Raw genomic sequence first — 24673 nt, forward strand, 5'->3', positions numbered from 1 at the left:
ACAGGGCGTATGGAGCTGTAGCCGGCAAACAGGAATCGACAATGCCCAGACTGCTCTACGCGTCTACTTCTCCCTACAGTTCCAAGGTGCGCATGGCAGCACTTCATGCCGGCATTGCGGTCGATCTCGTGCCGATAAAGACCGAGGAAAGGCCGGCCGAACTGATCGGCGCCAATCCGCTCGGCAAGATCCCGGTGCTGGTGCTCGATGACGGCCGCTCGGTCCACGACAGCCGCGCCATCACCCAGCATCTCAACCGGATGTCGAAGAACGCATTGTTTCCGCGCAATCCCGAAAAGCGCCTTGAGGCGGAGGTGCTGGAGGCATTGGCCGACGGTATCTGCGACTGCGCGCTGTCGATGGTCTATGAGCGGCGCACGCGGCCGGAAGAGATGGTCTACCAGCCTTGGCTTGAGCGCCAGTGGACGAAGATTTCGGCCGCGCTCGATCTGCTCAACGCCAACCCGCCGAAGCTGCCGAAGAAAATCACCGTCGGCCAGATCGCGCTGCGCGCCTGCCTCGGTTATCTCTCGCTGCGCTTCGCCGGAAAATGGGAAAAGGGCCGCGGCCGGCTGACGCGCTGGGCGGCACGCTTCGACGAGAAATTCCCGGAGCTGAAGCCCGGCATCCCGGCTTGAGGGCAAGCGGTCTCAGCCGGTGCCCACAAAAAAAGCCGGGCGCGAGGCCCGGCTTTTTCGTGTCGTGGCTTGGACGACTTAGAACTTCATACCGACGCCGAAAGTGACGCGATTGTCGGTCGACTTGACCTTGCCGATACCGTCGAAGTCCTTCCTGCCGAAGTCCGTGTAACGATACTCGACACGGCCGAACACATTGTCGGTGATCTTGATGTCGGTACCCACGCCGGCTGTCCAGCCAAACTGGGTGTTGGTGTCGCTGACGCCGGCCGCTTCAATCTTCTGGTTCTTCAGCGCGCCACCGGCGGTGCCGTAGAGCAGGATATCCGGGGTGACGGCATAGCCGAGGCGGGCACGCAGCGAGCCCTCGAAGCCACCCTTGGCCTCAATGCCGGCATCGTCGCCCTTGACGCCGTTGTAGCCGATATCGGCTTCAGCACCGTAGACGAAGTTCTCCTGCTGCCAGTTATAGCCGCCGAAGACGCCGCCGACAAAACCCTTCGTGTCGACGTCGACACCAATGTCTTTGGCTTTGGCATGGCCGGCGAAGCCGTAGCCGACGCTCACACCGGCATAGGGACCGGCCCAGGATGCGACCGGAAGTTCTGCAATCGGGGCAGGTGCCGGCGGCTCTTCCTGAACCACGTCCGCGGCATAGGCAGTTCCGCCGAGGGCGAACAGCCCAAACGCCACCGCGAGCGGTCGCGCAAATTTAAGATTGGCTTGCATTGTTCTTTACTCCTTAAGCCACAGGACACAGGCTTGTTTTTTCATGAGCGCCCTCAACCCGTCCGGGGGGTGAAACGGATCCGGCGTTCAACGGTTCCAAATGTCGTGTCGAAATACGGCTGAAGCGAACCTGAACTTGGGTCATTCCCTGGCACGAATGAGGCAGAACCTTGACGTTGCATCTTCGCAACAGCGAATGTCAGCAGGTTCGCCGTGCTGCACTGCACACGGCTTGGTGTAAGGGCTCCAGCGCCCTATATTGCGGACGGGCTGGCCCGAATTCCGGTCGAGCCAGAACGCCCACCGGCCACTTTGCCACAATCCTGCCTCAGGTGGAAATGGGATTTAACGCTTGGCGGGCCATATTTCGCCGGCACGATCCCGGCAGGTATGAATCGGCATCGGATTGAGGATTGACAGATGAGCAAGGTCGCCGCGACGGCACTGGTGACGGGCGGGGCGAAGCGGATCGGCAGGGCGATCGTCGAGGACCTTGCCGCGCACGGTTTTGCCGTCGCCATCCACTGCAATCGCTCGCTGGCCGAGGCGGAGGCACTGGCGGCCGAAATCAACAGTGGTCATTTTGGTCGACATGGCCGGGCCGCTGTGATTGCTGCCGACCTGACCGACATGGACGCCGTCGGCAACCTTGTCGGCCGCGCGGCGGCGGCACTCGGGCCGGTGTCGCTGCTGGTCAACAACGCCTCGCTGTTCGAGCACGACAGCGTTGAGGATTTCGACTGGCCGGCCTGGGATCGCCATTTCGCCGTGCATGTCAAGGCGCCGGCGCTGTTGGCGCAGACTTTCGCCCGGGCCTTGCCGCAGAACAGCGAGGGGCTGATCGTCAACATGATCGACCAGCGCGTCTGGCGGCCGACGCCACGTTATTTCTCCTATGCGCTGTCGAAGTCGACCTTGTGGGCAGCGACCGAGATGATGGCGCAGGCGCTGGGTCCCCGCATCCGCGTCAACGCCATTGGTCCTGGCCCGACCTTGAAGAACACGCGCCAGCACGACAGCGATTTCGATGCCCAGATTGCCGGCCTGATCCTGAAGCGCGGCCCGGAATTGCCGGAATTCGGTGCCACTATCCGCTATCTCTGGGCGGCACGCTCGGTTACCGGCCAGATGATCGCGCTTGACGGCGGCCAGCATCTTGCATGGCAGACGCCCGATGTGACAGGCATGACGGAATGAGCCCCATGGACCAGAAACACAAAACGCGCGGTGGCGCCGACGACCTGCCGCCCGAAATCGACCTCGAGGACGAGGCGGCCGAGGAGGTCGTCGAGCCTGCAGCCAGCGGTCCGGACGTCACCTTCACCGCCATCGACTGGACCCCGCATGCCGGCGACGCCGACGGCATGGTCGGCGCCGAGGTGATTCAGACGCTGGTCAAGCGGCTGCCCAATGCGCCCGGCGTCTACCGGATGATGAATGCCGCCGGCGACGTGCTCTATGTCGGCAAGGCACGCAGCCTGAAGAAGCGGGTCACCAACTACGCGCAAGGCCGGTTCCACACCAGCCGCATCGGCCGCATGGTGCGCGAGACGTCGACGATGGAGTTCGTCGTCACCCGCACCGAGATCGAAGCGCTGCTGCTTGAAGCCAACCTCATCAAGCGCTTGCGGCCACGCTTCAACGTGCTGATGCGCGACGACAAGTCGTTTCCCTATATCCTGTTGACCGGCGACCATGTCTCGCCCGGCATCTACAAGCATCGCGGCGCGCGCTCGCGCAAGGGCGACTATTTCGGCCCCTTTGCTTCAGCCGGCGCCGTCGGCCGCACCATCAACTCGCTGCAGCGCGCCTTCCTGCTCAGGAGCTGCACCAACTCCTTCTACGAGAACCGCACCCGGCCTTGCCTTCTGTTCCAGATTAAGCGCTGTGCCGGCCCGTGCACCGGCGAAATCTCGCATGTCGACTATGCAAGGCTCGTCGCCGAGGCGAAGGATTTTCTCTCCGGCCGCAGCCAGAAGGTGAAGACGGAGATCTCCGCCGCCATGCAGCAGGCTTCGGAGAACCTCGATTTCGAACGGGCCGCCATCTATCGCGACCGGCTGGCGGCGCTGTCGCATGTGCAGAGCCATCAAGGCATCAATCCGCAGACCGTCGACGAGGCCGATGTCTTCGCCATCCATCAGGAGGGCGGCCAGGTCTGCATCCAGGTGTTCTTCTTCCGCACCGGCCAGAACTGGGGCAACCGCGCCTATTTTCCAAAGGCCGATCCGGCGCTCGAAGCTGGCGAGGTGCTGGGTTCGTTCCTGGCGCAGTTCTACGACGACAAGCCGACGCCACGCACCATCCTGTTGTCGTATGGCGTCGAGGACCAGGAATTGCTGGCGGAGGCCCTCTCCACCCGCGCCGGCCGCAAGGTGTCGATCTCGGTGCCGCAGCGCGGCGAGAAGAAGGACCTGACCGACAACGCGCTGCAGAACGCGCGCGAAGCGCTCGGCCGGCGACTCGCCGAGACCTCGACCCAGGCGCGGCTGCTCAATGGCTTTGCCGAGACCTTCGGCCTGGAAAAGCCGCCGGTGCGCGTCGAGGTCTATGACAACTCGCACATCATGGGCACCAACGCCGTAGGCGCCATGGTCGTCGCCGGGCCGGAAGGTTTTGTGAAGAACCAGTATCGAAAGTTCAACATCCGCTCGACCGAGATCACGCCGGGCGACGATTTCGGCATGATGCGCGAGGTGATGCAGAGGCGCTTTTCGCGGCTGTTGAAGGAACATGGCGATGCCCCGCAAACTGAGGGCGCGGACGAGGCGAGCCCTACCGGACCGGGCGACGATATCGAGGACGCCGGCGGCTTCCCGGCCTGGCCCGACGTCATCCTCATCGACGGCGGCCAAGGGCAGATGACGGCGGTGCGCAAGATCCTCGCCGATCTCGGCATCGAGGACCGCGTCGTGGCCATCGGCATCGCCAAGGGTCAGGACCGTGACGCCGGCCGCGAACGCTTCTTCGTCAAGGGTAGGGACTCATTCTCGCTGCCCGTACGCGATCCGGTGCTCTATTTCGTCCAGCGGCTGCGCGACGAGGTCCATCGCTTCGCCATTGGTTCGCACCGCGCCCGCCGAAAAAAAGAGATGGTCAAGAGCCCGCTCGACGAGATCAGCGGCATCGGCCCCGGCCGCAAGCGCGCGCTGCTGATGCATTTCGGTACGGCCAAGGCGGTCAGCCGCGCCGCCGTCGAGGACCTGGTCAAGGTCGACGGCATTTCCGAGCAGGTGGCGAAATTGGTCTACAATCATTTTCACGAGAGCTAAGCCCCTATTGCCGATATTTCGGCCGGCTAATCGATTCTGGCCTGTTGACCCCCCACATTCGCTTCTGATTTGACTAAGCAGGCAGAAAGAGTTCCCAAAACATGTCCCAGCGCGCGTTCAACCTGCCCAACATGCTCACTTACGCCCGCATCCTGGCGGTGCCGCTGGTCGTGCTGTGCTTTTTCCTGGAGGGGCATTTGAAATCGAGCGACTTCGCTCGCTGGTCGGCGCTCATCATTTTCCTGCTCGCCTCGATCACCGATTACTTCGACGGCTATCTGGCGCGCGCCTGGCAGCAGACCTCCAATATCGGCAAGATGCTCGACCCGATCGCCGACAAGCTGCTGGTCGCCACTTGCCTGCTGCTGCTTGCCGCCGACACCGACCGCCATGCCGGCATCGCCGGCTGGTCGCTATGGGCGGCGATCATCATCCTGTGCCGCGAGATTCTGGTTTCGGGCCTGCGCGAATATCTGGCGGCCCTGAAGGTCTCGGTGCCGGTGACGCAGCTCGCCAAATGGAAGACCACCATCCAGATGATCGCCATCGCTTTCCTGCTGGCGGGACCTGCCGGCGACAAGATCTTCCCGCTGACCACCCAGACCGGGCTGGTGCTGCTGTGGATCGCCGCCCTGGTCACGCTCTACACCGGCTACGACTATTTCCGCGCCGGCCTCAAGCACATCATGGATGAATAAAATGTCGACGAAGCTCATCTATTTCGCCTGGGTGCGCGAGCGGATCGGCAGACCGGAGGAAGAGGTCGAACTGCCGGCCGGCATCGAAACGGTCGCCGACCTGTTGCGCTGGCTGAAATCACGCGGCGAGGAATACGAGAACGCGCTGCAATATCCTGACGTGATCCGCGTCGCCATCAACCAGGAACATGTCGAGCACCGCGAGAAGATCGCCGGCGCGCGCGAGATAGCGCTGTTCCCGCCGATGACCGGTGGCTGAACCATGTCGGCGGTGCTGCCTGTCGTGCGCATCCAAGCGGAGGATTTCGACGTCGCCGCCGAGATCGCCAGGCTGACCAGGGGTCGCAACGACATCGGCGCTGTGGTGACTTTCTCCGGCCTTTGCCGCGACGAGCAAGGCAGGCTCTCCGCACTCGAGCTCGAACATTATCCCGGCATGGCGGAAGCCGAGATATCCCGCATCGCCGGGGAAGCAATCGAGCGCTGGCCGCTGCAGGGGCTCACCGTCATCCATCGCCACGGCAAGATCGCGCCCGGCGAAAACATCGTGCTGGTGGTGGCCGCTTCCGCCCACCGGCAGGCGGCGTTCGAGGCCGCGAATTTCCTGATGGATTATTTGAAATCACGGGCGCCGTTCTGGAAAAAGGAACACCATAGCGACGGTTCCGAGGGCGGCTGGGTCGATGCCAAGGAGGCCGACGACAAGGCGGCGAGCCGCTGGAAACGAGACTGACCAGGCTTTCCGCGAGCCCTCAGCCTTTGTCGGTGCCGATCAAATGATCGAGCGAAATCCGGCCGGGTCCCCAGGCCATGATGCCAAGCGCCATCGCCGCCCAGGTAATGTGCAGCGGCCAGCCGTCCGGCACGGTGAGCTCGATGACCAGCGTCATCAGCAGCAGCCCGAATGCCGCCAGTCGCGTCACCAGGCCGAAAACAAGGAGAACTGGCAACACGATCTCCGCTGTCCCTGAGGCGAACGCCACCAGCCCAGGTGCAGGAAAATCGTAAGGGCCCCCCGGCAGATGCAATTTGAGTTCCGAGCTGAAAAGCAGCACGGCGACATCGTTCAACTTTAGAAAACCGTCCCATTTGTTGACGCCGGACCGCCAGAACGGGACGGCGAGGGCGCAGCGCAGGACAAGCTGCGTCAGCGATGGCGTCGCGATCGTACGCAGGGCGGCATTCAGCCTTTCGACGAGGGCGGCGACCCTTCGCGGTTCGGTGCTCGCGTTCTGCCCATCGCTCATCGTGCTCACCTTTTCTGATGTGCCGTCGTGAAGGCTCCCGCTTGCAGCACGCCGGCAATGTTCGCGGAAAGCTCGAATTCAGCACCCTCCGCAAATGCTGCCGCGGCCGCCGCGCCGAGCGCCTCGCCCGCGATCAGATGCGAGATAAACACTGCGCCGCCGGGCGGCAGGTGGCGAACGAAGACCTCGAGGCCGGGCCGCGTGACCAGCGCATCTTCAGCGCCCGTTGCCCGGATCGGCCCAACAGGAGCGTCGTTCCGGTTTGCCGCGAAGACCGTGACTGCCGGGAACCGGGAGCGCGCGACCCGCGTCGCCGGATGCGGCCGCAGCACGGTATCGGCAAGCCTCTCGGAAGGGATCGACGCCAGTGCCTCAGCCGACAGCGCCTCCGCGTCGGCGGCATGATAGGCGTCGAGCCAGGCCCGCTCGATGCGCGCCACGTCGGCCAGCCACGGCATCGACTGCGCGTATTCGTAGCGCTCGATGAAATCGGGAAAGTCGCGGCCATATTCGAATAGAAGCGGCGAGGTGGGTGGGGTTTCGCGGATGTGAAAGCGCGCCATCGCGCGAAAGAAATCCGGGCCGGTGATGCGCAGCGTCGCTGGAAAGCTGGCGGCCAGCGCATCGATCAGGCTGACCGTGACGTTGTTGCGGTAGACGGCATATCGCTTGACCGCAGCCTTCCCGTTCGGCCCCGAGACAGAGTCAGGCGGGGCACGGTCAGGATCGAGCAAACCGGCGGTGAATGCCGCGGCATAGTCAAACCGGCGGCCGAAATCGCCCGACTGGAGCTCATCCTGCGGCATGGGCTTTTCCGAAATAGCTCTCGGCATGACGGTCGAGGATGGCTTGCGCGGCGGCGGCCTCCGCCTTTAGCACCGGCCACTCGGGAATGTCGCTGTCCCATTCGATCAGCGTCGGCAGTGGCCCGCATCGGCCGATGACGGTATCGAAAAGCTTCCAGACCGCGTCTGCAACCGGACCGTCATGGCTGTCGATGAGCAGCAGGTCGCCCTCGTCGTCCTCCTGCTCGGCGTGCCCGGCCAGATGGATTTCGCCGACATGTTCGAGCGGGAAGTCCGCGAGATAAGAACGTGCCGAATAGCCGTGATTGGTGGCCGAGACGAAGACGTTGTTGACGTCGAGCAGCAGGCCGCAGCCGCTACGCCGAACCAGCTCGCGGATGAAATCCGTCTCGCTCATCGTCGATTCCGGAAAAAGCACATAGGTCGAAGGATTCTCGAGCAGGATCGGGCGGCCGATCGTGCCCTGCACCTCGTCGATGTGATCCGCCACGCGCGAAACCGTTGCCGGCGTGTAGGGCAGGGGAAGCAGGTCGTTGTAATAGGTGGTGTCGTGGGTCGACCAGGCGAGGTGCTCTGAAACGAGCGCCGGCTCGTAGCGATCGACCAGCGCCTTGAAACGACCGAGATGCGCCTTGTCGAGCGGCTGCGGGCCGCCGATCGACATGCAGACGCCATGCAGCGAGACGGGACAATTGCGGCGGATGCGGGCGAGCGCGTCGTGCGGCGGGCCGCCGGCGCCCATGTAGTTTTCCGCATGAACCTCGAAGAAGCCGCTTTGGGGACCGTCGCCGAGGATTGCGGATAGATGCTCATGCTTGAAACTGGTGCCGGCAAGGCCGGCGACCGGGTGCGCCGGAAAGCGCGAGGTCTTCGACATGCGGGATGCTGGACGGGTCGGTCCGTTCTTTGTCATCGCCACTTTCCGGGCAGGGTGCATCGCCTACGATGGGACGTCCCGGGTCAGCTCGGTGGGTGAGCCCTTGCGGCCGCCGGGTAGGTCCATCGTCGTGCAGGTGCCGCCGTCGACGAACTTCCAGGCGTTGCCTTGGTAGTTGACGGTCGAGGTACCTTGGCAGGTGGTTCCCGGGCCTGCCTTGCAGTCGTTCTGTCCCTTCAAGGCGACGCCAAAGCACTTCTCCTTGCCGGCGTCCATCGCTGCCTTGACCTGTGCCTCGGTCAGCGGCGCGGCCGTCGCAAAAGAAGCAAGAGCCGTGGCAACGGCGCTGGCCAGTAAGGCCGCGCTCACGGTTGATCTCGTTGACATGATTTCACCTCCGGTTGGGTTTTAAGCGCACTCTCCTCAGCGCGCATTGGTCAGTTCGGTCCGGACGCCCGCCGTGTTACGTCTGTTTGGAACACGAATTCGTGATCGCCTGAGGCTTGGCCGCGGGTGGCCTGAACAGAGTTTGCGGAGCGGCCAAGGAGGCCGACGACAAGGCGGCGGGGCGCTGGAAGCAGCCGCCGGCCAAATAAATCCCTGCGACAGCCATCCCATACCCCGCCAGCCATTCATTGACCGCAATCCTGCGAGACCTTTGGCCGGAAGGGGAGCAGGATCATGCTGGACAGGATCGCCGAGTTCTTCATCTTCGGGCTGGTGCCGCTGGCCGTCGGCATACTGGCCGTTCCGGATCACTCCGTGGCCGCCGAAAAGACCCTCAAGGGCGAGGTGATGTATCGCGAGCGCATCACGCTGCCGCCCAACGCCGTGCTTTCCGTGCAGCTTGCCGACGTATCGCTGGCCGACGCGCCGGCCGCAATCATCGGCGAACGCAAGATCGTGCCCACCGGCCAGGTGCCGATCAAGTTCGAGATCAGCTTCGATCCGCAGGCGATCAGGCCGAACATGACCTACGTGCTGCAGGCACGCATCACCGCCGACGACAGGCTGCTGTTCATCTCCGACGAGCGTCATCAGGTCGACCCGCTGAGCGATGCACCCCTGACCATCATGCTGAAAATGGCGGCGCCGGGCGACGAGCCGGCGGCAGCCTCCGTGTTCGGCCAAAGCTGGCTGATCGAATATATCGACGGCATCGGCGTGATTGCCGAGCCGCGGGCGACGTTCCGGATCAGCGAAGCCGGCAAGGCCGGCGGCAGCGGCCCTTGCAACGTCTACTTCGCCACCGCCAAAGTCGATGGTTCGACGATTACCATCAGTGACATCGGTTCGACCTTCAAGGCCTGCGCGTCCGAGACCATGGCCGAGGAAAAGGCGCTGTTCGAGGCGCTGGCCGAGGCAGCGTCGTACCATATCGACGCCGGCAAGCTCATCATCGCCGACAAGGATGATCGCGTCATCCTGCGGTTCAATGCTGCGAGCTGAGACTTGTCGATATTCAGGTGAGGCCGGCCTGCACATGGCGGCTCTCTGCGCTTCCCTACAGCGCCGCACGCCCTAATGGGCGCGCAAAGGACGCTGTAACATTTTGATTTTGCGCATGATACTTTCCGAAGTCGACCTCGATTTCGGGGTCATGCACGGGCTCACCTACCTTAAGCACGCTCCGCTTCGGTTCTCGGAATCCACCATTTGATCGCTTCGCGCTCGTCTTCGATTCCGGCTCGCCTGACCTGAATCTCAACAGACCTTGGCCCGTTCCGAAACGATCACACCTGCGGCGGCGCAGGCGTCAGGCCGAAGCGGCGCATCAAAGCCATGAACCTGGCGCGGTCGGGCGGGCCGCCGACGCCGAAGATGGCGAAGGCCTCGCGGAAATATTCCGGCCCGATCGCCGCCGGCGTCACCATGCAGAGTACCTTGGCCGTCTCTGTGCCGTTGTTGTCGAAGCGATGGATTGCTCCGCGTGGAATGCACAGTGCCTGTCCAGGCCCCACATCGTGCCGGTGTCCGTCGACGGTCAGCGTCAGCACGCCATCGATCCCGTACATCGTCTCTTCGTAGTGGTCGTGGCTGTGTGCCGGCGCGAGCAGGTGCTGCGAGCCGGGGACAGTCAGTTCGAAGGCCGCGATGCTGCCGGCCGATTGATCGCCGGTGAGCAGGAAACGCACGGCAAGACCGCCATGGCTGATCGTCTCGTCAGCAGGATTGACGCGGACCTGGCTGGCTTTTTCTAGCATTCCATCCTCCCATGTGGTAAATCGAATTTACCGATGATGAGTAAACTCAATTTACCAAGGTGTCAATGCCGTCGCCCATCGAAGATCCGCCAAGGAAGCCGCCGCTGATCGGCGCGCTGCTGCGCGTGCCTGCCATGGCCATCCACCGCAAGCTGATCAGGGAACTCAGGGCATCGGGTTTCGAGGATCTTAGCCCGCCGCATATGGCCGTGATCCAATATCCCGGCCCTGACGGCCTGAGGCCAAGCGCGCTTGCCGAGCGCGCTGCCATGAGCAAACAGGCCATGAACCAGCTGCTGAAGACGCTGGAAGCGATGGGCTACATCAGGCGCTCCACAGCACCTGACGAAAGCGGCGGGACGATCGTCAATTTCACCGACCGCGGGCGCGCCGCCTATCAGAAGATGGCCGACATATTGCTGGATATCGAGCGGGAATGGGCTGAGGAACTTGGCTCAAAACGCTTTCATGAGCTGAAGATGCTGCTCGGCGACCTCTGGGACACGCCGCTCATTCGCTGAGAAGGAGATCGGCAGCTTCGACGCTCCGCTCATCAGCGACATTGGCTCGATCTTCAAGGCTTGTGCGCCGGACGTTGTGGCCGAGGAAGAGGCGCTGTTCGAGGCGTTGGCAGGGCGGCGTCCTACCACGTCGTCGCCGGCAAGCGTGTCTTCGCCGACAGAGACGGCCGCTGCGCTTCAACGCCTCGAGCTAGACTAGCTCCCAGCCTTGAGCATGTCGATCACCGCACGAAGTCCGGCCGAGAGGTATCGTCGGCTTGGATAATAGAGGAACAGACCGTCATCATCGGCGCACCAATCGTCCAGGCAACGGACAAGTGCGCCGCTGGCGAGATGCGCCGCAACGCGACTGTCCCAGACGTACGCAAGGCCGCATCCCTGCAGCGCAGCTTCGACCATGAGTTCCTGGTTGTCGAGCGTAATCGGACCATCGACCTCGACATCGACTGCCTTACCGCCGCGCTCGAACTGCCAGTTGTAGATCGCGCCGCTCGGATAGCGGTAGCGAACGCACAGGTGCTCCCGCAGGTCGCCCGGCACCAGCGGGATTCTGCGTTCCTTGAAATATTCGGGTGAGCCCACGACGGCGAAACGCAACCGTGGCTTGATGCGAACCGCGATCATGTCTTGTGTGAGGCGTTCGCCGAAGCGGACGCCGGCATCGAAGCCTTCCTCGACGATATCGATCAGCCTGTCGGTGGCAACGATATCGAGGCGAAGTCCTGGATTCCGTTTCAGCAATGGTCCCATCACGTCGTGCAGCAGAAAAGGTGCGATGGAACTGGGAACATTGATGCGCACCGTTCCGAACGGAGTGCCGCGAAATGCGTTGAGGCCCTCCAGCGCCTTTTCGATTTGGTCGAACGCAGGGTGCAGTTCCGTCAGGAACCGCTCGCCCGCCTCCGTCAGCGACACGCTGCGGGTCGTGCGATGGAACAGCCGCACGCCGACACGTGCCTCCAGGCTGCGGATTGCGTGGCTGATTGCCGAGGCAGCGACGCTGCGCTGGACGGCGGCCAGCTTGAAGCTCCTGTGACGCGCGACCGCGAGGAAGGTCGACAATTCGGCGAGTTCGGTTCCGTGCATTTGGCATACCGGGGTCAATTCATATGACCTATTCACTACAATGAGAAGAATTATGCGTCTAATCATATCTTTCCGAGCCCTCTAGATACAGCGCCACCGGAACAACAGCTCCATCGAATGGCGCTCTGCCCGGGCAGATTTCAACCGATGGAGAACCTTATGACAAAGATCCTGAAGACGCTCGACGGCAAGGTCGCTCTGGTGACCGGCGCCAGTTCGGGTATCGGCCGCACAACAGCCTTCGAACTCGCGCGTCGCGGCGCGAAGGTCATCGCCAGTGCTCGCCGCCAGTCCGAGATCGACACGCTGGTCGCCGAAATCGGGGAAGCAGGCTTGGAGGCAACAGCCGTCGTCGCCGACGTCAATGTCGAGCAGAGCGTGATCGACCTCGTGGCAAAAGCGATCTCGACCTACGGGCGGATCGACATCGCCTTCAACAATGCCGGTACCGAAGGCGGGTTCACCCCTTTCGTCGACTAGTCGAACGAGGTCTACGACACGATCTTCAATGCCAATGTCCGCGGCGTCTTTTGGTCGATGAAGCACGAGGCCAAGGCGATGTTGGCTCAGGGCGGCGGCACGATCATCAACAATGCTTCGATGGGCGGCGTCATCGGCTTTGGCAATGCCGGGCTCTACGTCGCCAGCAAGCACGCGGTGCTCGGCCTTACCAAGACCGCATCGATCGAGCTGTTCAAGCAAGGGGTGCGCGTCAACTCGATCTGCCCCGGCATCATAGACACCCCGTTCCAGGACCGTATCTGGCCGAGCACCGAGGCAAAGCACGCCTTCGCGGCGTCGACCGTTCCCGGCCGGGCCGGCTCGCCGGAAGAGATAGCGATGGTCGTGGCCTTCCTTGCTTCCGATGACGCCTCGTTTGTCTCCGGCCACGGCCTGCTCGCAGACGGCGGCTATTCGGTCGCCTGATCGGCCGCATGCCGATCACGTTGTGTTTCAGCCGGAATAAACCGGGCAGCGCGCGCGTTACGTCCTCATACGATGGCGGGTAAGGCAAAAGGGATGTTTGTCCCTTCGTTGAAGCCGCCAGAATGGCTGCGGCTCGTTCTGGCCTTAACTCAAAGGAGTCCAGACATGAAAACGCACACGCTTATCCTTGCCGCCACCGGTGCATCGCTCCTTGCCTTTACTGGTCTTGCCAAGGCGGACGACCATCTGGTCAACGCTCTTGAGCACGGTCTCAAAGCGGACAGCCAACCCTTCCAGACGAACAAGGCTGGCCACAGCGGCGATCTCGCGCCGGGGCAGGGCAGCCCGTTTGCAGGTGAGGAGACCAAGACCCCGTCCACCGACACGCCAGCGGCGAACGCCAACGCGAACGTGAAGGAACGCCAGGCGAAATAGACTGGCAGAACCCGCCGCTAGGGGGCGGCGGGCGACATGAATCGGGCGACGATGCCGCATCTCACGCGATATTCTCAATTCGTCGCTTGTTTGAATACCGCGCCGTAGTGATAGGGTGGTACGTCGACCAGTTCGGCTAGCTTGAACCCGCCCGCCTCGACGGCCTCGATGGTCTGTTCGGGTGACAGCCTCAGCTCGGTCTTCGGTCCGCGCGGCTCGCCGAGAACCGTGGTCTGCTCGCGCTGCTTCTGGTGCCAGTTGACGATGGCAAAACGACCAGCAGGGCCAAGCGTTGCGCGCACGGCGCGGGCAAGGCGCGGCCGATCCGGAACGCCGTGGAAAGCGTTGGCCATAAAGACGAAGTCGACGGTTTGAGGCACCAGCCTGGCAAGCTCATAGGCGTCGCCCGCCACAAACTCGCAATTGCTCGCGCCGCCTTCGGCCAGCCGCCGCCTGGCGACTTCGAGCAGATCGGCATCGATGTCGATGGCAATTACATGACGGGCGACCCTGGCGATTGGCAGCGTGAACCAGCCGTCGCCGCAGCAAAGATCGACCACGTCCGTGCCGGGCTTCATGCCTACTGCCGCCACGACGCTGGCAGGCTCGGGCCACAGCGCTTCCCACCAGCCGCCGGTCGGCATCTCGGTGCCCTGGAAGAAGCCGGGAATGGTGCTGGTCATGGCCTGGTCGGCTCCATTGTCGGGACCGCGTTTGATCGGTGCCCTCGAGCTTAACGCACCCATGATCCGTCGAGGAGCCTGAAGCAAAAAATGTCCGCTAACAAAAAAGGCCGGCGTTGCGCCGGCCTCTTTGATGGGGTTCGGGATGCGGGCTCAGCCGACGATCTCGGTGTCCGAGAACCAGTATTTGATCTCCTGCGCGGCGGTTTCCGGCGCATCGGAACCATGCACGGAATTCTCGCCGATCGACAGCGCGTGCAGCTTGCGGATGGTGCCTTCGGCGGCGCTTGCCGGATTGGTGGCGCCCATCACTTCGCGGTTCTTGGCGATGGCGTTCTCGCCTTCCAGTACCTGCACGACCGTCGGGCCCGACGACATGGACTCGACCAGCTCGCCGAAGAACGGACGCTCCTTGTGGACAGCATAAAAACCTTCCGCCTCACGGCGGCTCATCCACACCCGGCGCGAAGCGACCACGCGCAGGCCGGCATCTTCCAGTATCTTGGTAATGGCGCCGGTGAGATTGCGGCGGGTCGCGTCCGGCTTGATCATGGAAAAGGTGCGTTCGAGCGCCATGGGATCGTCCTTGTGATGGAGAGTGGAATTGAGGGTGGCGGGCTCTATACAAGCCGCCCGCCGGCTTGCCAAGGGGAGGCCGGTGTGGCGCGCATTTCTGCGCTGCAGCGGCGGACTTTCAAGTCAAACCGTGCCGCCGCTCATCTTTTTGTTGAGCATCGGATTTTCCGAAAACCGGTACCCACTTTGGATCCGATCGACTGGCCGCCCTATAGCGCGTCGTCGTCAGCCTGACCCAACGTCGTCATAACTGCATCTCGATCGTCAGGTTGGCCGTGTCGCCAGCCCCGAGGCCTTCGCGAACCCGCACCGCCGTCTTGATCGGCAAGAGCAGGCTGCCGGATTTTTTGTCGGGAAACAGCGATGTCCGCCATCTGGTCTGGCCGATGACGGCCTCCACGCCAAGCGAGCCCCAAGGCCTTGCCATCCCCATCATCGCCGTCTTGATCCGGGCCCCAAGCTCCGGCGGCAGCGTCACGAAATGCCAGCCGCCCTTACCCGGATAGACCCAGATCTCGGCCTGCATGTCGTAGCGGAACATTCTATGCCCTTCCTCGGGTCAAGCCCGTCATGACTGGCTTTGCCATGGTGTATTGTTGGCAATGCTGACGATCGGCGAAACCATCCATGATATCCACAGCTCTGCAGGGGAAAGCCATTTTTCCCTGCAACGAGGATGGCAGCGCCGCCATTGCACTACCGCCTTGTCACGATAGACGGCCGCCGGGTTTCCCAGCCTTCCCGTTCCAGTTCCGGCACGCTGTGGTTCTCGCTCGGGTAGCCGATGCAGAAGTAACCGATCAGCGTCCACTCCGGCGGCACGTCCAGGATCGTCGCCATCTCGGCCGGATCGAGGATCGAGACCCAGCCCATGCCTATTCCTTCGGCGCGCGCCGCCAGCCACATCGTGTGGACCGCCATGACAGCGGAATAGTCTATGGTGGCTGGCATGGTCAGGCGGCCGAGCCCATGCCCTTGCGAGGTTGTACGGTCGGCGAAAACCGCAAGCTGGCAGGGTGCCTCATTCAGGCCGGCAAGCTTCAGGCGCGCATAAAGCGCGGCGCGTTCGCCGCAAAAGGTTTGGAGTGCCTCCGCGTTGCAGCGCTCGAAGCAAGCCCTGACGGCGGCGCGGCATGTTTCGCTCTCGACGACGACGAAGCGCCAAGGTTGGCTCAGCCCGACGGACGGCGCGGCGCTGGCAAGCTCGAGCAGCCGCTCCAGCGCCCCTTCGGGGAGCAGCGTCGGCTTGAACCGCCTGACGTCGCGTCGCCACAGGAAGAGATTGGCGAGCCCGGCGCGAAAGTCGGCCGGGAACTCTGGGTTTGCGGTCATGGCGCGCTGCCTTTGTTGTGATTGTCCGGTTCGCCGGACTTTCGTCTTGTTTGCTTCGATCCGGGCAGTGATGAGGCGCTTCGAGCGACACGTCTGCTACCCGCATTGTCGCGTTTCGCCGGGCGGGAATTCTAATGCATGCAAAATTGTGCAGCGGTTTTGCGGTAACGACATGCATCAAATCAAGAACCTAAAGCGCGTCACATGAGGCCAGTCGAACGCGACGCGCTTTAGCCGAGGCCGGGCGACGTCGCCGCCATCTACGCCGTTGGACCTCGATCGGCAAACAAAACCCGCCTCGGCAAGCCGGGCGGGTCGTCGGTACGAATCAGCACCATACCCAAATTAGTAGCATAGCTGCCGGCACAAAGCAAGAACAAAATGTGGCGTTGCCCGATGAAACTGCCGATTTCACCCCTCAAGCGGGGCGATCGCTGCCGGCGCGACCGTGCGGCCGACGCCGCCATGCAGATCGAGGCATCGTTCGAACCATTGCGCCACGACGTCGCTGTCGTCGAGCAGCCGGTAGGGCGTGGCGATGCGCGCCCATTGCAGCGCGCCGAAAACGATGTAGTCGGCAAATAGCGGCGACTGGCCGCTGATGAAGGGCTGATAGCCAAGCATCGAGCGGAGCGGCTCCAGCGAGGCGCGGAAGCTGGCGAGCCCAGCGTCGCGGGTGGCGTATACCGCCTCCAGGCGATTGCCGAAGCGCTGCTCGCGGGTCTGCCGGAAATAGGCGGCGTTCGCCTCGTCCTGCATGGCGTGTAGGTCCAGTATCGCAGCGGTGGTGACGTAGGGATGGATGGTCAGCTGCGACCAGCGTTCGATGAAGCGCGCCATCGCCTTACCGCCGTCGCCGGAAAACAATGTCGGCCGCTCGGGATAGGCCTCCTCGAGATAGAGCGCGATGGCGAAGGAATCGGCGACCACCGTCTCGCCGTCGCGGATCACCGGAACGAGCTTCGAGACGCCGCCTTCCACCTTCGGCACTTCGAGGAAACGGGTCGGCACGCTGGTGATGTCGAGCCCTTTGTGGGCCAGCGCCATCGCCGCCTTCCAGCAATGTGGGCTGAATGGGCGGGCGGCGTCGCGTCCGACAAGGTCATAGAGCAGAATGGTCATTGGCGGCAGCGTCCTTGCAGTCTAACTATGCCCGAAACAGACCCGCGCGAAACAGGGTCTCGCAGGTCGAGAGAAGAATGAAACAGCATTTCAGGATGTTTGCGGCCTACAATCAATGGGCCAACGGCCGTATCTACGATGCCGCCGCCGATCTCGACGAGGAAGAGTTCGACCGCAATGTCGGCGTCTTCTTCGGTTCGATGATGGGAACGCTCAACCACCTCCTGGCAGCCGACCGTATCTGGATGAAACGCTTCACCGGCGAGGGCGACGCGCCGGCAAGGCTCGATACGATCCTGCACCGCGCCTTGCCCGGCTTGCGGCTGGCGCGCGAGGCCGAGGACAAACGGATCATCGACTGGGTCGACGGCCTGAGCGACAAGGCGCTGTCGGGCCGCTTCTCCTACATGACCGTCTCGGATATGCGCACCGTCTCGCAGCGGCTGGCGCCGGCGCTCGATCACTTCTTCAACCACCAGACCCACCACCGCGGCCAGGCGCATGCGATCCTGACCGTTCTGGGCAAGCCAAGCCTCGGACTGGACCTGACGATGTTCCAGCGCAGCGAGGAGGGCAGAGCATTCGCCTGAACCTGGGGCGGTTGGGGAAGCGGACGGTGGATAGGGGACGATCTGCCGAGATTGCAAAACGCGCCAAAACATTTTATGGAGCGCACGGTCGTGAGGGCGGCCGCTTCAGCAGCATTCAGCAGCAACAGCGAGAATTGGCACGCATGCCCAATGAACCCTTGCGCCTCGTGGCGTTCTTCGCCGTGGTCTTGGCGCTTCTCAACTCCGGTTATTATTTCCACCAGGGCGACATCGTCGCGACCATCTATTTCATGATCGGCGCCATTCTTGTGACTGCGGTGACCCGAATGAGTGTCAGAAGGCAGCTGATTTAGGACCGACCCGCTTATCTGGCCGCCATCTCGACGGCCGGTTCGCTTCGACTGCGATCGAATTGAAAGCAAAGTCTTAGGACTTCGTTTGCGCTGTTGCTTCAAGGTGGCCGACTGAAGCAGGAGCAAAAAAATGCGGATCGATTTGTCCCCGACGAGCTGGGGCAGGGTCGTGGCGGTTACCGTCGCTGGCACCGTGGTCTGCATTGCAGCCGCGTTCTTCGTCGATTCCTTCAATTTCCCGTATTTGTCGCCGGAAGCGCTGTGGCGGGCGCAGCTCACCGACCTGCTGCTGCCGCTTGTGCTGGCCGGCTCGTTCTTCTTTTTCCTGATGTGGAAAATGCGCCAGCTGGCCATCGCGCAGAAGGCACTGGCCATCGTCGCGGCGACCGACAGCCTGACGGCGGTGTTCAACCGGGGTGCGTTTTCGATGCTCGTCGAGGCCTATCTCGAACAGGCCCGCAGCCATTCCGTCGTCAATGCCGGCGCCTTGTTGATCGTCGATGCCGACCATTTCAAATCCGTCAACGACCGCCTCGGCCACGACTGCGGAGACCAGGCGCTCAAGCTGATCGCCAGGACGATCCAGGGCCAGCTGCGCGGCGCCGATATCGTCGGCCGGATCGGCGGCGAGGAATTTGCGGTTTTCCTTCCCGGCGCAGATCCTTCGCAGTCCTGGCTGGTGGCGGAGACAATTCGCCGACGCGTCCGTGAGGCGGAGTTCTCGCCTGGCGGCCGGCCCTGTCCTCTCTCGGTCAGCATCGGCGGCGTCGCCTTCAGCGGGCCGACCACCTACGCCGAGATGTTCGTGGTGGCGGACAAGCACCTTTACAAGGCCAAATCGAACGGCCGCGATCAGGTCAGTTTCGAGACCGCGGCAGCGGGCGACCCGCCGGGCGGCGGCCCGATGACGGTCCATTGACGGTCGTTTCTGTCAGGCGGCGTAGCCGCCGAGGCCCCGGGCGACCGGCTTGACCGAGACTGCCGGCTGGGCGGCCGGCCAGAGGATGCCTGCCGTCACGGCGAAGGTGATCAGGGCGTCGCGTGCCGCTTCGGCCGAGATCTCGCCGGCACGTGCCGCCTCGCAGGCCTTTACCGCGGCGCCATAGCTCAGCCGCCGGCGCGAAGGCGGGAACTCGGTCAGGAATTCGTGCATCTCGGAGAACGAAGCGATCGTACGCTTGTAGCCGGCGCCAACGGTTAGGGCGACCGGGGTGGAAAACGTCCTGTCGTGCATTCTGGCCTCTCGAATGGGCGGAGGTCACGGCGGACGCCGTTCTCCGGTCTGGGGGTCGGGCAGAAACGCGGATCACGGCGCGAGGTTCCATGTTGCCGGGATTGTTTTTTCGCCGGGTCTGGGAGCGGTCGCCGGGCGAGCAGTGCCAGCGGCGAGGCGGGTGCCTATTTCCACATGCCACGCATGCGGGCGCCGAGGTCGACACGCACCTGCGGCTGGCGGCGCGGATCGTCCGGGGCCTGGACGCTTGCCCATGCCACCTGCTCGAAGGCGCCTAGGATCGAGCGCGGAATGAAGCGCGTGCGCGAGGCATAGACATGGCGGTCGCCGCGCGCCGCCTGGCCGTGGACGAAAAAGCGATGCGGCATGACCAGGTGCAGGCTGTCCTTGGCCCGCGTCATCGCCACGTAGAGCAGCCGCCGTTCCTCGTCGATGTCCTCCTTGCTGCCGACGCCGAGATCGATCGGGATGCAGCCGTCGACGGTGTTGAGCACGAAGACGTTTTTCCACTCCTGGCCCTTGGCCGAATGGATCGTCGACAGGATCAGATAATCCTCGTCGCGGTGCGGCGGGCAGGCCTCGTCGCTGGTGGCGTCCGGCGGATCGAGCGTCAGCTCGGTGAGAAAGCGCTCGCGCGACGCATAGCCGGAAGCGATCTGCTCGAGCTGCAGGAGATCGGCCCGGCGCGTCGTCGCATCCTCGTGGATGCGTTCCAGATGCGGCTCGTACCAGAGCCTGACCTGCTCGATGTCGGCCGGCCATTTTTGCGCACCTGCGCGCAGGCCGCAATAGAGCGCGACAAAGCCCGGCCAGTCGTCGGCGGCACGCTGCGGCGGCCGGTAGCGGGCAAGCCCCATCGTCTCGTCGAGCGAATTTGCCATGGTCTCGACGATTGCATTGGCGGCCGAAGGGCCGATGCCGGGCAGAAGTTGCAGCACGCGAAAGCCGGCGACGCGGTCGCGCGGGTTTTCGGCAAAGCGCAGCACGGCCAGCACATCCTTGACGTGAGCGGCGTCGAGGAATTTCAGCCCGCCGAACTTGACGAAGGGGATGTTGCGGCGCGTCAGCTCGATCTCCAGCGGGCCGCTATGGTGCGAGGCGCGAAACAGCACGGCCTGTGCTTTGAGAACGGTGCCGGCCTCGCGTTCGGTGAGTATCGCCTGGCAGACATAGCTCGCCTGCTCGGTCTCGTCGCGCACGCTCACCAGCTTCGGCTTTTCCGCCGATTTGCGCTCGGTCCATAGATTTTTGGTGAAACGCTCCGACGCTTCGCCGATCACAGCATTGGCGGCCGCCAGGATCGTCTCGGTCGAGCGGTAGTTGCGCTCCAGCATGACGACCTCCGCCGGCTGCGCGAACTGCTTGGGAAAATCCAGGATATTGCGCACTTCCGCGGCGCGGAACGAATAGATCGACTGCGCGTCGTCGCCGACCACCGTCAGCCCCGATCCGTCGGGCTTCAGCGCCGTCAGGATCGATGCCTGCAGCCGGTTGGTGTCCTGATATTCATCGACCAGCACATGATCGAAACGCGCACCCAGAAGCGCGGCGATTTCCGGCTCGCCGGCCATCTGGGCCCAGTAAAGCAGCAGATCATCGTAATCGAGCACGTTCTGCGCCTGCTTGGCCTCGACATATCTGGCGAACAATTGTTTCAGCTGTTCGGCCCAGCCGGCGCACCACGGGAACACCGAACCCAGCACCTCGCCGAGCGGCGCCTGTGCATTGACGGCACGCGAATAGATCGCAAGGCAGGTGCCCTTGGTCGGGAAGCGGGCTTCGGTCTTCGAAAACCCAAGCTCGTGGCGGGCGAGATTCATCAGGTCGGCGGAATCCTCGCGGTCGTGGATGGTGAAGGCCGGATCGAGACCGATCTCCAGCGCATAATCGCGCAGCAGCCTGGCGCCGATGCCGTGGAATGTGCCGGCCCAACTCAGCGCATCGGTGATGACAGAAGCATCGCGCCCAAGCACCTCGCCGGCGATGCGCTCGACCCGCTTGGCCATTTCCGCTGCGGCACGGCGCGAAAACGTCATCAAGAGGATGCGGCGCGGGTCGGCACCCCTGACGATCAGATGCGCGACCCGGTGCGCCAGTGTGTTGGTCTTGCCGGAGCCGGCGCCGGCAATCACCAGCAACGGTCCGGCGATCTTGCCGTCGCCATGTTCGACGGCAAGCCGCTGCTCGGCATTGAGCTTCGCCAGATAGGCCGGCTGGAAGGACGAATCACGGGCGGCGAGGTTCATCGCCCATCAAGCATCGTTTCTGCTTTGTTCGCAACGGTTTGCGGAGCCGGAATAGGGCTCGTGAGCGAAGAAGCCTTGCGGGCAGGCCCGTTGACTAACGCTCGGGCTCGACGCCCATCCTTGCCGATTGCCGCCGCAGCGCCTCGCGATCGTCCTGTGGCGGCGGCAGCAGCAGCGGATCAAAATCGTCGGGCACCTCGTCGATCACTTTCTTGGCGACGCGATAGGCGACATAGACGATTGCCCCGGCAATGAGCAGACGGATCATGCCTTCCTCCATTGATTGTGGAGCAACCGGAGACGCGGCATTTTGTTCCCCGGCTCCTTGGCGAATGCGGGAACGACACCGGCCGCGCAACCAAATCGCCGACGCCTCGTTGTCGGGCGAGAGGAGACTGCGATGAAAAAGCGCTCAATCCTGCTACTTGTGGCAGCTCTGACTGTTGCGGGTTGCGACAACAACATCCAGCCGACCAAGGCCCCTGGCGACACGGTCGAGCAGAACCCGCAGGTCGACAAGAATCCCGTGCCGAAGTCGACGACCGGCGGCGATCAGCCCGGCACGCCGCCGAAACAATGACCACCTGAAATAGCATCGGCACTGGTCAAAGAGGTGGCCGGCGCCGCTTGGGAGGAAGCTGATGGCGCCGGCCAGGCGGAGATCAGGCCCGCCGCACATCCAAGGATAGCCGAGTCTTTCCGCGGCGTCATGGTCGATAGCGTACAGACGACACGCCCCTGTGGACAAACCTGCCGGCCACGCCAGCGTTTGTTCATCAACACATGGAACAAACCCGGCTGCTGCGTGTTTGGGTGTCGATCGGACGCTCCCAAGGCCGCCGTTCACGAAAGAACCCGCTCTCCTTGTCCCCCCTCAGGATAGCGGGTTCTTTTTGCGTCTTGCGGGAGTCGCCGCCAGGCGGATCGACTTACCTGCTTGCCGGTTTTCGCGCCTTATGCGGCGAACCGGGGCTCCAGCCCTTGCGAAGCATGGTTGTCCCGTGCAAAAGCGCGGCCATGCTGATCATCAACGACCTTTCGCTCCGCATGGCCGGACGCCTGCTTCTCGACCATGCCTCGCTGACCTTGCCGGCCGGCAGCAAGGCTGGCCTTGTCGGCCGCAACGGCACCGGCAAGACGACCATGTTCAAGGCGATCACCGGCGATCTCGCCTCCGAGACCGGCTCTATCAGCCTGCCCAAGAACACGCGCATCGGCCAGGTGGCGCAGGAAGCACCGGGCACCGAGGAGCCGCTGATCGAGATCGTGCTCAAGGCCGATCTTGAGCGGAGTGCACTGCTCGAGGAGGAAAAGACGGCGACCGATCCGCACCGCATCGCCGACATCCACATGCGGCTGGCCGATATCGATGCGCACTCGGCCGAGTCACGCGCGGCCACCATTCTCGCCGGCCTCGGCTTCGATGATGCCGCGCAGCGGCGCCCGGCCTCGTCCTTCTCCGGCGGCTGGCGCATGCGCGTCGCGCTGGCCGCCGTGTTGTTTGCCGAGCCCGACCTGCTGCTGCTCGACGAGCCGACCAATTATCTCGACCTCGAAGGCACGCTGTGGCTGGAAAACTACGTATCGAAATACCCGCATACCGTGCTCTTGATTTCGCACGATCGCGACCTGCTCAACCGCGCCGTCAACTCGATCGTCCATCTCGACCAGAAGAAGCTGACCTTCTGGCGCGGCGGCTACGACCAGTTCGAGCGCCAATATACCGAGCAGCGCGAATTGCAGGAGAAGGGCCGCGTCAAGCAGGAGGCCGCGCGCAAGCACATGGAATCCTTCGTCGAGCGCTTCCGCGCCAAGGCGTCGAAGGCGAGGCAGGCGCAGTCGCGCATCAAGGCGCTGGAGAAGATGAAGCCGATCGCCGCGATCGTGAACGACACGGTTCGGCCGTTCTCCTTTCCGGAGCCGGTGAAGACGGTTGCCTCGCCGATCATTGCGCTGAACAACGTCAATGTCGGCTATACCGAGGGCGAGCCGATCCTGAAAAAGATGACGCTGCGCATCGATGCCGACGATCGCATCGCGCTGCTCGGCGCCAACGGCAACGGCAAGTCGACCTTCGCCAAGCTTTTGGCCGGCCGCCTGAAGCAGGAGACCGGCAGCATGACCGTGGCGCCCGGGCTTAAGATGGCAATCTTCGCCCAGCACCAGCTCGACGATCTCCGACCAAATGAAAACGCGTACGAGCATGTCCGCCGGCTGATGCCGGAAGCGCCGGAATCAAAGGTGCGCGGCCGCGTCGCCCAGTTCGGCCTGACCACCGAGAAGATGAACACCGCCGCCAAGGACCTGTCCGGCGGCGAGAAGGCGCGGCTGCTGATGGGCCTGTCGGCCTTCGAGGGTCCGAACCTGTTCATCCTCGATGAACCGACCAACCATCTCGACATCGACAGCCGTGAATCGCTGATCCATGCGCTGAACGATTTTCCCGGCGCCGTCATCCTGATCTCGCACGACCGCCATCTGCTCGAAGCGACCGCCGACCGGCTGTGGCTGGTCAAGGACGGCGCGGTCAATCCGTATGACGGCGACCTCGAGGATTACAAGACGCTGGTCACCGGCGTCTCCGGCGACCGCCGCGGCAAGCGCGAGGCGGACAAAGCGTCGAAGGCCGACCGCCGCCGCGATGCAGCCGCGCGCCGCGCCGCCTTCGAGCCACTGGCCAAGGAAATCCGCGCCACCGAAGCGCTGATGGACCGCCTCCGCAAGCGCATCGACCTGATCGAGGATGAACTCGCCAACCCGGCTGTCTACGAAAAGGACCCCTCGACCGCGACAAGGCTGGCCAAGGAACGCTCACAACTTGCGCAACAGCTGGCCGGCCACGAGGAAAAATGGCTGTCGATGTCGGCGGAGTACGAGGAAGGCACGGCGGAGTAGGACGATGTCGGCAAAACTTTGGATCGAAGCTGCCAAGGTTTTGGCCGTCAATTCCGAAGCTGTCGTAAAATGCCCTGAGTGTCGAGACGGCAATCTGCTGGTCATCGACGCCGGAGCCGGATCATCGCATGTCGAGCGCCACATAAATTGCCCGAAATGCGGCGCCTACAACGCCTTGCTCAAGCGCATTGATGGCGGGTAACTGGCCCTACACGCCGCAATCACAACCGGCTAGTTTGCT

At 63.3% G+C, this 24673-nt stretch carries 30 protein-coding genes and 1 pseudogene; 16 read left to right on the top strand and 15 right to left on the bottom strand.

Going from position 1 to position 24673, the window contains the following annotated elements:
- Positions 1 to 41 precede the first annotated feature (41 nt).
- Complete coding sequence (locus tag NKI95_RS14810) at positions 42 to 638, top strand: glutathione S-transferase family protein (protein WP_352717572.1); 597 nt, start codon at positions 42 to 44, stop codon at positions 636 to 638.
- Positions 639 to 716: 78 nt separating this feature from the next.
- Here the strand turns inward: NKI95_RS14810 and NKI95_RS14815 are convergent, their stop codons facing one another.
- The gene (locus NKI95_RS14815; protein ID WP_292662341.1) at positions 717 to 1367 is read right to left on the bottom strand and encodes an outer membrane protein; all 651 of its coding nucleotides are present in this window, start codon (positions 1365 to 1367) and stop codon (positions 717 to 719) included.
- A 420-nt stretch (positions 1368 to 1787) separates the two neighbouring features.
- Between NKI95_RS14815 and NKI95_RS14820 the strand changes: the two genes are divergently transcribed.
- The 5 genes from NKI95_RS14820 to NKI95_RS14840 all read left to right on the top strand — a co-directional run bounded on the left by NKI95_RS14820 (position 1788) and on the right by NKI95_RS14840 (position 6070).
- Positions 1788 to 2564, top strand: a complete 777-nt coding sequence (locus NKI95_RS14820; RefSeq protein ID WP_352717574.1) for an SDR family oxidoreductase — start codon at positions 1788 to 1790, stop codon at positions 2562 to 2564.
- Positions 2561 to 4639, top strand: coding sequence for an excinuclease ABC subunit UvrC (gene uvrC, locus NKI95_RS14825; protein ID WP_352717575.1), 2079 nt, complete (start codon positions 2561 to 2563; stop codon positions 4637 to 4639). The genes NKI95_RS14820 and uvrC overlap by 4 nt, the downstream gene beginning before the upstream one ends.
- 101 nt (positions 4640 to 4740) lie before the next feature.
- On the top strand, positions 4741 to 5337 hold the full coding sequence (gene pgsA / locus NKI95_RS14830) for a CDP-diacylglycerol--glycerol-3-phosphate 3-phosphatidyltransferase (protein WP_023719790.1): 597 nt from the start codon (positions 4741 to 4743) through the stop codon (positions 5335 to 5337).
- 1 nt (position 5338) lies between these two features.
- Positions 5339 to 5596: a molybdopterin converting factor subunit 1 gene (gene moaD, locus NKI95_RS14835; RefSeq protein WP_023677674.1), complete on the top strand. Its 258-nt coding sequence runs from the start codon at positions 5339 to 5341 to the stop codon at positions 5594 to 5596.
- Between the two features lie 3 nt (positions 5597 to 5599).
- Positions 5600 to 6070, top strand: coding sequence for a molybdenum cofactor biosynthesis protein MoaE (locus NKI95_RS14840; protein ID WP_352717576.1), 471 nt, complete (start codon positions 5600 to 5602; stop codon positions 6068 to 6070).
- Positions 6071 to 6089: 19 nt separating this feature from the next.
- On the opposite strand, the gene NKI95_RS14845 is transcribed toward NKI95_RS14840, so the two are convergent.
- The 4 genes from NKI95_RS14845 to NKI95_RS14860 are packed head-to-tail and all read right to left on the bottom strand — an operon-like array spanning position 6090 to position 8654.
- Positions 6090 to 6584 carry a DoxX family protein gene (locus tag NKI95_RS14845; RefSeq protein WP_352717577.1) on the bottom strand — a complete coding sequence of 165 codons (495 nt, stop codon included), beginning with the start codon at positions 6582 to 6584 and terminating at the stop codon, positions 6090 to 6092.
- Positions 6585 to 6589: 5 nt separating this feature from the next.
- Positions 6590 to 7390 (bottom strand): HvfC/BufC N-terminal domain-containing protein, encoded by an 801-nt coding sequence (locus NKI95_RS14850; protein WP_352717579.1) that lies wholly within the window; start codon positions 7388 to 7390, stop codon positions 6590 to 6592.
- On the bottom strand, positions 7377 to 8303 hold the full coding sequence (gene bufB / locus NKI95_RS14855) for an MNIO family bufferin maturase (RefSeq protein ID WP_352717580.1): 927 nt from the start codon (positions 8301 to 8303) through the stop codon (positions 7377 to 7379). Before bufB ends, NKI95_RS14850 begins: the two co-directional genes overlap by 14 nt.
- Positions 8304 to 8330: 27 nt before the next feature.
- Positions 8331 to 8654: a BufA1 family periplasmic bufferin-type metallophore gene (locus tag NKI95_RS14860; protein WP_352717581.1), complete on the bottom strand. Its 324-nt coding sequence runs from the start codon at positions 8652 to 8654 to the stop codon at positions 8331 to 8333.
- Positions 8655 to 8948: 294 nt separating this feature from the next.
- Between NKI95_RS14860 and NKI95_RS14865 the strand changes: the two genes are divergently transcribed.
- Entirely contained in the window at positions 8949 to 9716 is a 768-nt protein-coding gene (locus tag NKI95_RS14865) for a YbaY family lipoprotein (protein ID WP_352717582.1), read from the top strand.
- A 284-nt stretch (positions 9717 to 10000) separates the two neighbouring features.
- On the opposite strand, the gene NKI95_RS14870 is transcribed toward NKI95_RS14865, so the two are convergent.
- Complete coding sequence (locus tag NKI95_RS14870) at positions 10001 to 10471, bottom strand: cupin domain-containing protein (protein ID WP_352717584.1); 471 nt, start codon at positions 10469 to 10471, stop codon at positions 10001 to 10003.
- Positions 10472 to 10536: 65 nt separating this feature from the next.
- On the opposite strand from NKI95_RS14870, the gene NKI95_RS14875 reads away from it, so the two are divergent.
- Positions 10537 to 10992 (top strand): MarR family winged helix-turn-helix transcriptional regulator, encoded by a 456-nt coding sequence (locus NKI95_RS14875; RefSeq protein ID WP_352717585.1) that lies wholly within the window; start codon positions 10537 to 10539, stop codon positions 10990 to 10992.
- Positions 10993 to 11187: 195 nt separating this feature from the next.
- Here the strand turns inward: NKI95_RS14875 and NKI95_RS14880 are convergent, their stop codons facing one another.
- The gene (locus NKI95_RS14880) at positions 11188 to 12078 is read right to left on the bottom strand and encodes a LysR family transcriptional regulator (RefSeq protein WP_352717587.1); all 891 of its coding nucleotides are present in this window, start codon (positions 12076 to 12078) and stop codon (positions 11188 to 11190) included.
- A 159-nt stretch (positions 12079 to 12237) separates the two neighbouring features.
- On the opposite strand from NKI95_RS14880, the pseudogene NKI95_RS14885 reads away from it, so the two are divergent.
- Both NKI95_RS14885 and NKI95_RS14890 read left to right on the top strand, forming a co-directional pair.
- Positions 12238 to 13005 (top strand): annotated as a pseudogene (locus NKI95_RS14885) (SDR family NAD(P)-dependent oxidoreductase).
- A gap of 165 nt (positions 13006 to 13170) precedes the next feature.
- Complete coding sequence (locus NKI95_RS14890; protein WP_352717588.1) at positions 13171 to 13440, top strand: hypothetical protein; 270 nt, start codon at positions 13171 to 13173, stop codon at positions 13438 to 13440.
- A 74-nt stretch (positions 13441 to 13514) separates the two neighbouring features.
- Here NKI95_RS14890 and NKI95_RS14895 read toward each other — a convergent pair whose 3' ends face one another.
- The 5 genes from NKI95_RS14895 to NKI95_RS14915 all read right to left on the bottom strand — a co-directional run bounded on the left by NKI95_RS14895 (position 13515) and on the right by NKI95_RS14915 (position 17153).
- Positions 13515 to 14123: a class I SAM-dependent methyltransferase gene (locus NKI95_RS14895; RefSeq protein ID WP_352717589.1), complete on the bottom strand. Its 609-nt coding sequence runs from the start codon at positions 14121 to 14123 to the stop codon at positions 13515 to 13517.
- A 153-nt stretch (positions 14124 to 14276) separates the two neighbouring features.
- Positions 14277 to 14699, bottom strand: a complete 423-nt coding sequence (gene ndk / locus NKI95_RS14900) for a nucleoside-diphosphate kinase (RefSeq protein WP_023677669.1) — start codon at positions 14697 to 14699, stop codon at positions 14277 to 14279.
- A 244-nt stretch (positions 14700 to 14943) separates the two neighbouring features.
- Entirely contained in the window at positions 14944 to 15240 is a 297-nt protein-coding gene (locus tag NKI95_RS14905; RefSeq protein ID WP_352717590.1) for a DUF1905 domain-containing protein, read from the bottom strand.
- A 155-nt stretch (positions 15241 to 15395) separates the two neighbouring features.
- Positions 15396 to 16031, bottom strand: a complete 636-nt coding sequence (gene bluB / locus NKI95_RS14910; protein WP_352717591.1) for a 5,6-dimethylbenzimidazole synthase — start codon at positions 16029 to 16031, stop codon at positions 15396 to 15398.
- A gap of 411 nt (positions 16032 to 16442) precedes the next feature.
- Entirely contained in the window at positions 16443 to 17153 is a 711-nt protein-coding gene (locus NKI95_RS14915; RefSeq protein WP_352717592.1) for a glutathione S-transferase family protein, read from the bottom strand.
- 77 nt (positions 17154 to 17230) lie between these two features.
- Here NKI95_RS14915 and NKI95_RS14920 point away from each other — a divergent pair, with 77 nt between their 5' ends.
- The 3 genes from NKI95_RS14920 (at position 17231) to NKI95_RS14930 (ending at position 18976) form a co-directional block, all read left to right on the top strand.
- Positions 17231 to 17743, top strand: a complete 513-nt coding sequence (locus tag NKI95_RS14920) for a DinB family protein (RefSeq protein ID WP_352717594.1) — start codon at positions 17231 to 17233, stop codon at positions 17741 to 17743.
- A gap of 26 nt (positions 17744 to 17769) precedes the next feature.
- The gene (locus NKI95_RS14925; RefSeq protein ID WP_352717595.1) at positions 17770 to 18057 is read left to right on the top strand and encodes a hypothetical protein; all 288 of its coding nucleotides are present in this window, start codon (positions 17770 to 17772) and stop codon (positions 18055 to 18057) included.
- A 130-nt stretch (positions 18058 to 18187) separates the two neighbouring features.
- A complete protein-coding gene (locus NKI95_RS14930) occupies positions 18188 to 18976 on the top strand; it encodes a GGDEF domain-containing protein (RefSeq protein WP_352717597.1) in 789 nt (262 codons plus the stop codon).
- Between the two features lie 12 nt (positions 18977 to 18988).
- On the opposite strand, the gene NKI95_RS14935 is transcribed toward NKI95_RS14930, so the two are convergent.
- The 3 genes from NKI95_RS14935 to NKI95_RS14945 all read right to left on the bottom strand — a co-directional run bounded on the left by NKI95_RS14935 (position 18989) and on the right by NKI95_RS14945 (position 21805).
- Positions 18989 to 19291 (bottom strand): DUF982 domain-containing protein, encoded by a 303-nt coding sequence (locus NKI95_RS14935; protein WP_352452964.1) that lies wholly within the window; start codon positions 19289 to 19291, stop codon positions 18989 to 18991.
- Positions 19292 to 19455: 164 nt separating this feature from the next.
- Positions 19456 to 21537, bottom strand: a complete 2082-nt coding sequence (locus tag NKI95_RS14940) for an ATP-dependent helicase (protein ID WP_352717598.1) — start codon at positions 21535 to 21537, stop codon at positions 19456 to 19458.
- A 94-nt stretch (positions 21538 to 21631) separates the two neighbouring features.
- Positions 21632 to 21805, bottom strand: coding sequence for a hypothetical protein (locus tag NKI95_RS14945; protein ID WP_023677660.1), 174 nt, complete (start codon positions 21803 to 21805; stop codon positions 21632 to 21634).
- A gap of 132 nt (positions 21806 to 21937) precedes the next feature.
- On the opposite strand from NKI95_RS14945, the gene NKI95_RS14950 reads away from it, so the two are divergent.
- The 3 genes from NKI95_RS14950 to NKI95_RS14960 all read left to right on the top strand — a co-directional run bounded on the left by NKI95_RS14950 (position 21938) and on the right by NKI95_RS14960 (position 24634).
- Positions 21938 to 22117 (top strand): membrane lipoprotein lipid attachment site-containing protein, encoded by a 180-nt coding sequence (locus NKI95_RS14950; RefSeq protein ID WP_023719775.1) that lies wholly within the window; start codon positions 21938 to 21940, stop codon positions 22115 to 22117.
- Positions 22118 to 22554: 437 nt separating this feature from the next.
- Positions 22555 to 24432, top strand: a complete 1878-nt coding sequence (locus NKI95_RS14955; protein WP_352717599.1) for an ABC-F family ATP-binding cassette domain-containing protein — start codon at positions 22555 to 22557, stop codon at positions 24430 to 24432.
- Positions 24433 to 24436: 4 nt separating this feature from the next.
- Positions 24437 to 24634: a hypothetical protein gene (locus tag NKI95_RS14960; RefSeq protein WP_352717601.1), complete on the top strand. Its 198-nt coding sequence runs from the start codon at positions 24437 to 24439 to the stop codon at positions 24632 to 24634.
- The last annotated feature ends 39 nt before the right edge of the window (positions 24635 to 24673 follow it).

Source organism: Mesorhizobium sp. M0306, assembly GCF_040321655.1.
Taxonomy (GTDB): domain Bacteria; phylum Pseudomonadota; class Alphaproteobacteria; order Rhizobiales; family Rhizobiaceae; genus Mesorhizobium.

Coding starts and splice junctions, on each gene's coding strand:
- NKI95_RS14960 (WP_352717601.1), top strand. CDS start 24,437: ATGTCGGCAAAACTTTGGATCGAAGCTGCCAAGGTTTTGGCCGTCAAT.
- NKI95_RS14840 (WP_352717576.1), top strand. CDS start 5,600: ATGTCGGCGGTGCTGCCTGTCGTGCGCATCCAAGCGGAGGATTTCGAC.
- NKI95_RS14950 (WP_023719775.1), top strand. CDS start 21,938: ATGAAAAAGCGCTCAATCCTGCTACTTGTGGCAGCTCTGACTGTTGCG.
- NKI95_RS14865 (WP_352717582.1), top strand. CDS start 8,949: ATGCTGGACAGGATCGCCGAGTTCTTCATCTTCGGGCTGGTGCCGCTG.
- NKI95_RS14810 (WP_352717572.1), top strand. CDS start 42: ATGCCCAGACTGCTCTACGCGTCTACTTCTCCCTACAGTTCCAAGGTG.
- NKI95_RS14875 (WP_352717585.1), top strand. CDS start 10,537: ATGCCGTCGCCCATCGAAGATCCGCCAAGGAAGCCGCCGCTGATCGGC.
- uvrC (WP_352717575.1), top strand. CDS start 2,561: ATGAGCCCCATGGACCAGAAACACAAAACGCGCGGTGGCGCCGACGAC.
- NKI95_RS14915 (WP_352717592.1), bottom strand. CDS start 17,153: ATGACCATTCTGCTCTATGACCTTGTCGGACGCGACGCCGCCCGCCCA.
- NKI95_RS14895 (WP_352717589.1), bottom strand. CDS start 14,123: ATGACCAGCACCATTCCCGGCTTCTTCCAGGGCACCGAGATGCCGACC.
- NKI95_RS14955 (WP_352717599.1), top strand. CDS start 22,555: ATGCTGATCATCAACGACCTTTCGCTCCGCATGGCCGGACGCCTGCTT.
- pgsA (WP_023719790.1), top strand. CDS start 4,741: ATGTCCCAGCGCGCGTTCAACCTGCCCAACATGCTCACTTACGCCCGC.
- NKI95_RS14930 (WP_352717597.1), top strand. CDS start 18,188: ATGCGGATCGATTTGTCCCCGACGAGCTGGGGCAGGGTCGTGGCGGTT.
- bluB (WP_352717591.1), bottom strand. CDS start 16,031: ATGACCGCAAACCCAGAGTTCCCGGCCGACTTTCGCGCCGGGCTCGCC.
- ndk (WP_023677669.1), bottom strand. CDS start 14,699: ATGGCGCTCGAACGCACCTTTTCCATGATCAAGCCGGACGCGACCCGC.
- NKI95_RS14890 (WP_352717588.1), top strand. CDS start 13,171: ATGAAAACGCACACGCTTATCCTTGCCGCCACCGGTGCATCGCTCCTT.
- NKI95_RS14940 (WP_352717598.1), bottom strand. CDS start 21,537: ATGAACCTCGCCGCCCGTGATTCGTCCTTCCAGCCGGCCTATCTGGCG.
- NKI95_RS14935 (WP_352452964.1), bottom strand. CDS start 19,291: ATGCACGACAGGACGTTTTCCACCCCGGTCGCCCTAACCGTTGGCGCC.
- NKI95_RS14945 (WP_023677660.1), bottom strand. CDS start 21,805: ATGATCCGTCTGCTCATTGCCGGGGCAATCGTCTATGTCGCCTATCGC.
- moaD (WP_023677674.1), top strand. CDS start 5,339: ATGTCGACGAAGCTCATCTATTTCGCCTGGGTGCGCGAGCGGATCGGC.
- NKI95_RS14845 (WP_352717577.1), bottom strand. CDS start 6,584: ATGAGCGATGGGCAGAACGCGAGCACCGAACCGCGAAGGGTCGCCGCC.
- NKI95_RS14850 (WP_352717579.1), bottom strand. CDS start 7,390: ATGCCGCAGGATGAGCTCCAGTCGGGCGATTTCGGCCGCCGGTTTGAC.
- NKI95_RS14905 (WP_352717590.1), bottom strand. CDS start 15,240: ATGTTCCGCTACGACATGCAGGCCGAGATCTGGGTCTATCCGGGTAAG.
- NKI95_RS14860 (WP_352717581.1), bottom strand. CDS start 8,654: ATGTCAACGAGATCAACCGTGAGCGCGGCCTTACTGGCCAGCGCCGTT.
- NKI95_RS14880 (WP_352717587.1), bottom strand. CDS start 12,078: ATGCACGGAACCGAACTCGCCGAATTGTCGACCTTCCTCGCGGTCGCG.
- bufB (WP_352717580.1), bottom strand. CDS start 8,303: ATGACAAAGAACGGACCGACCCGTCCAGCATCCCGCATGTCGAAGACC.
- NKI95_RS14820 (WP_352717574.1), top strand. CDS start 1,788: ATGAGCAAGGTCGCCGCGACGGCACTGGTGACGGGCGGGGCGAAGCGG.
- NKI95_RS14920 (WP_352717594.1), top strand. CDS start 17,231: ATGAAACAGCATTTCAGGATGTTTGCGGCCTACAATCAATGGGCCAAC.
- NKI95_RS14870 (WP_352717584.1), bottom strand. CDS start 10,471: ATGCTAGAAAAAGCCAGCCAGGTCCGCGTCAATCCTGCTGACGAGACG.
- NKI95_RS14815 (WP_292662341.1), bottom strand. CDS start 1,367: ATGCAAGCCAATCTTAAATTTGCGCGACCGCTCGCGGTGGCGTTTGGG.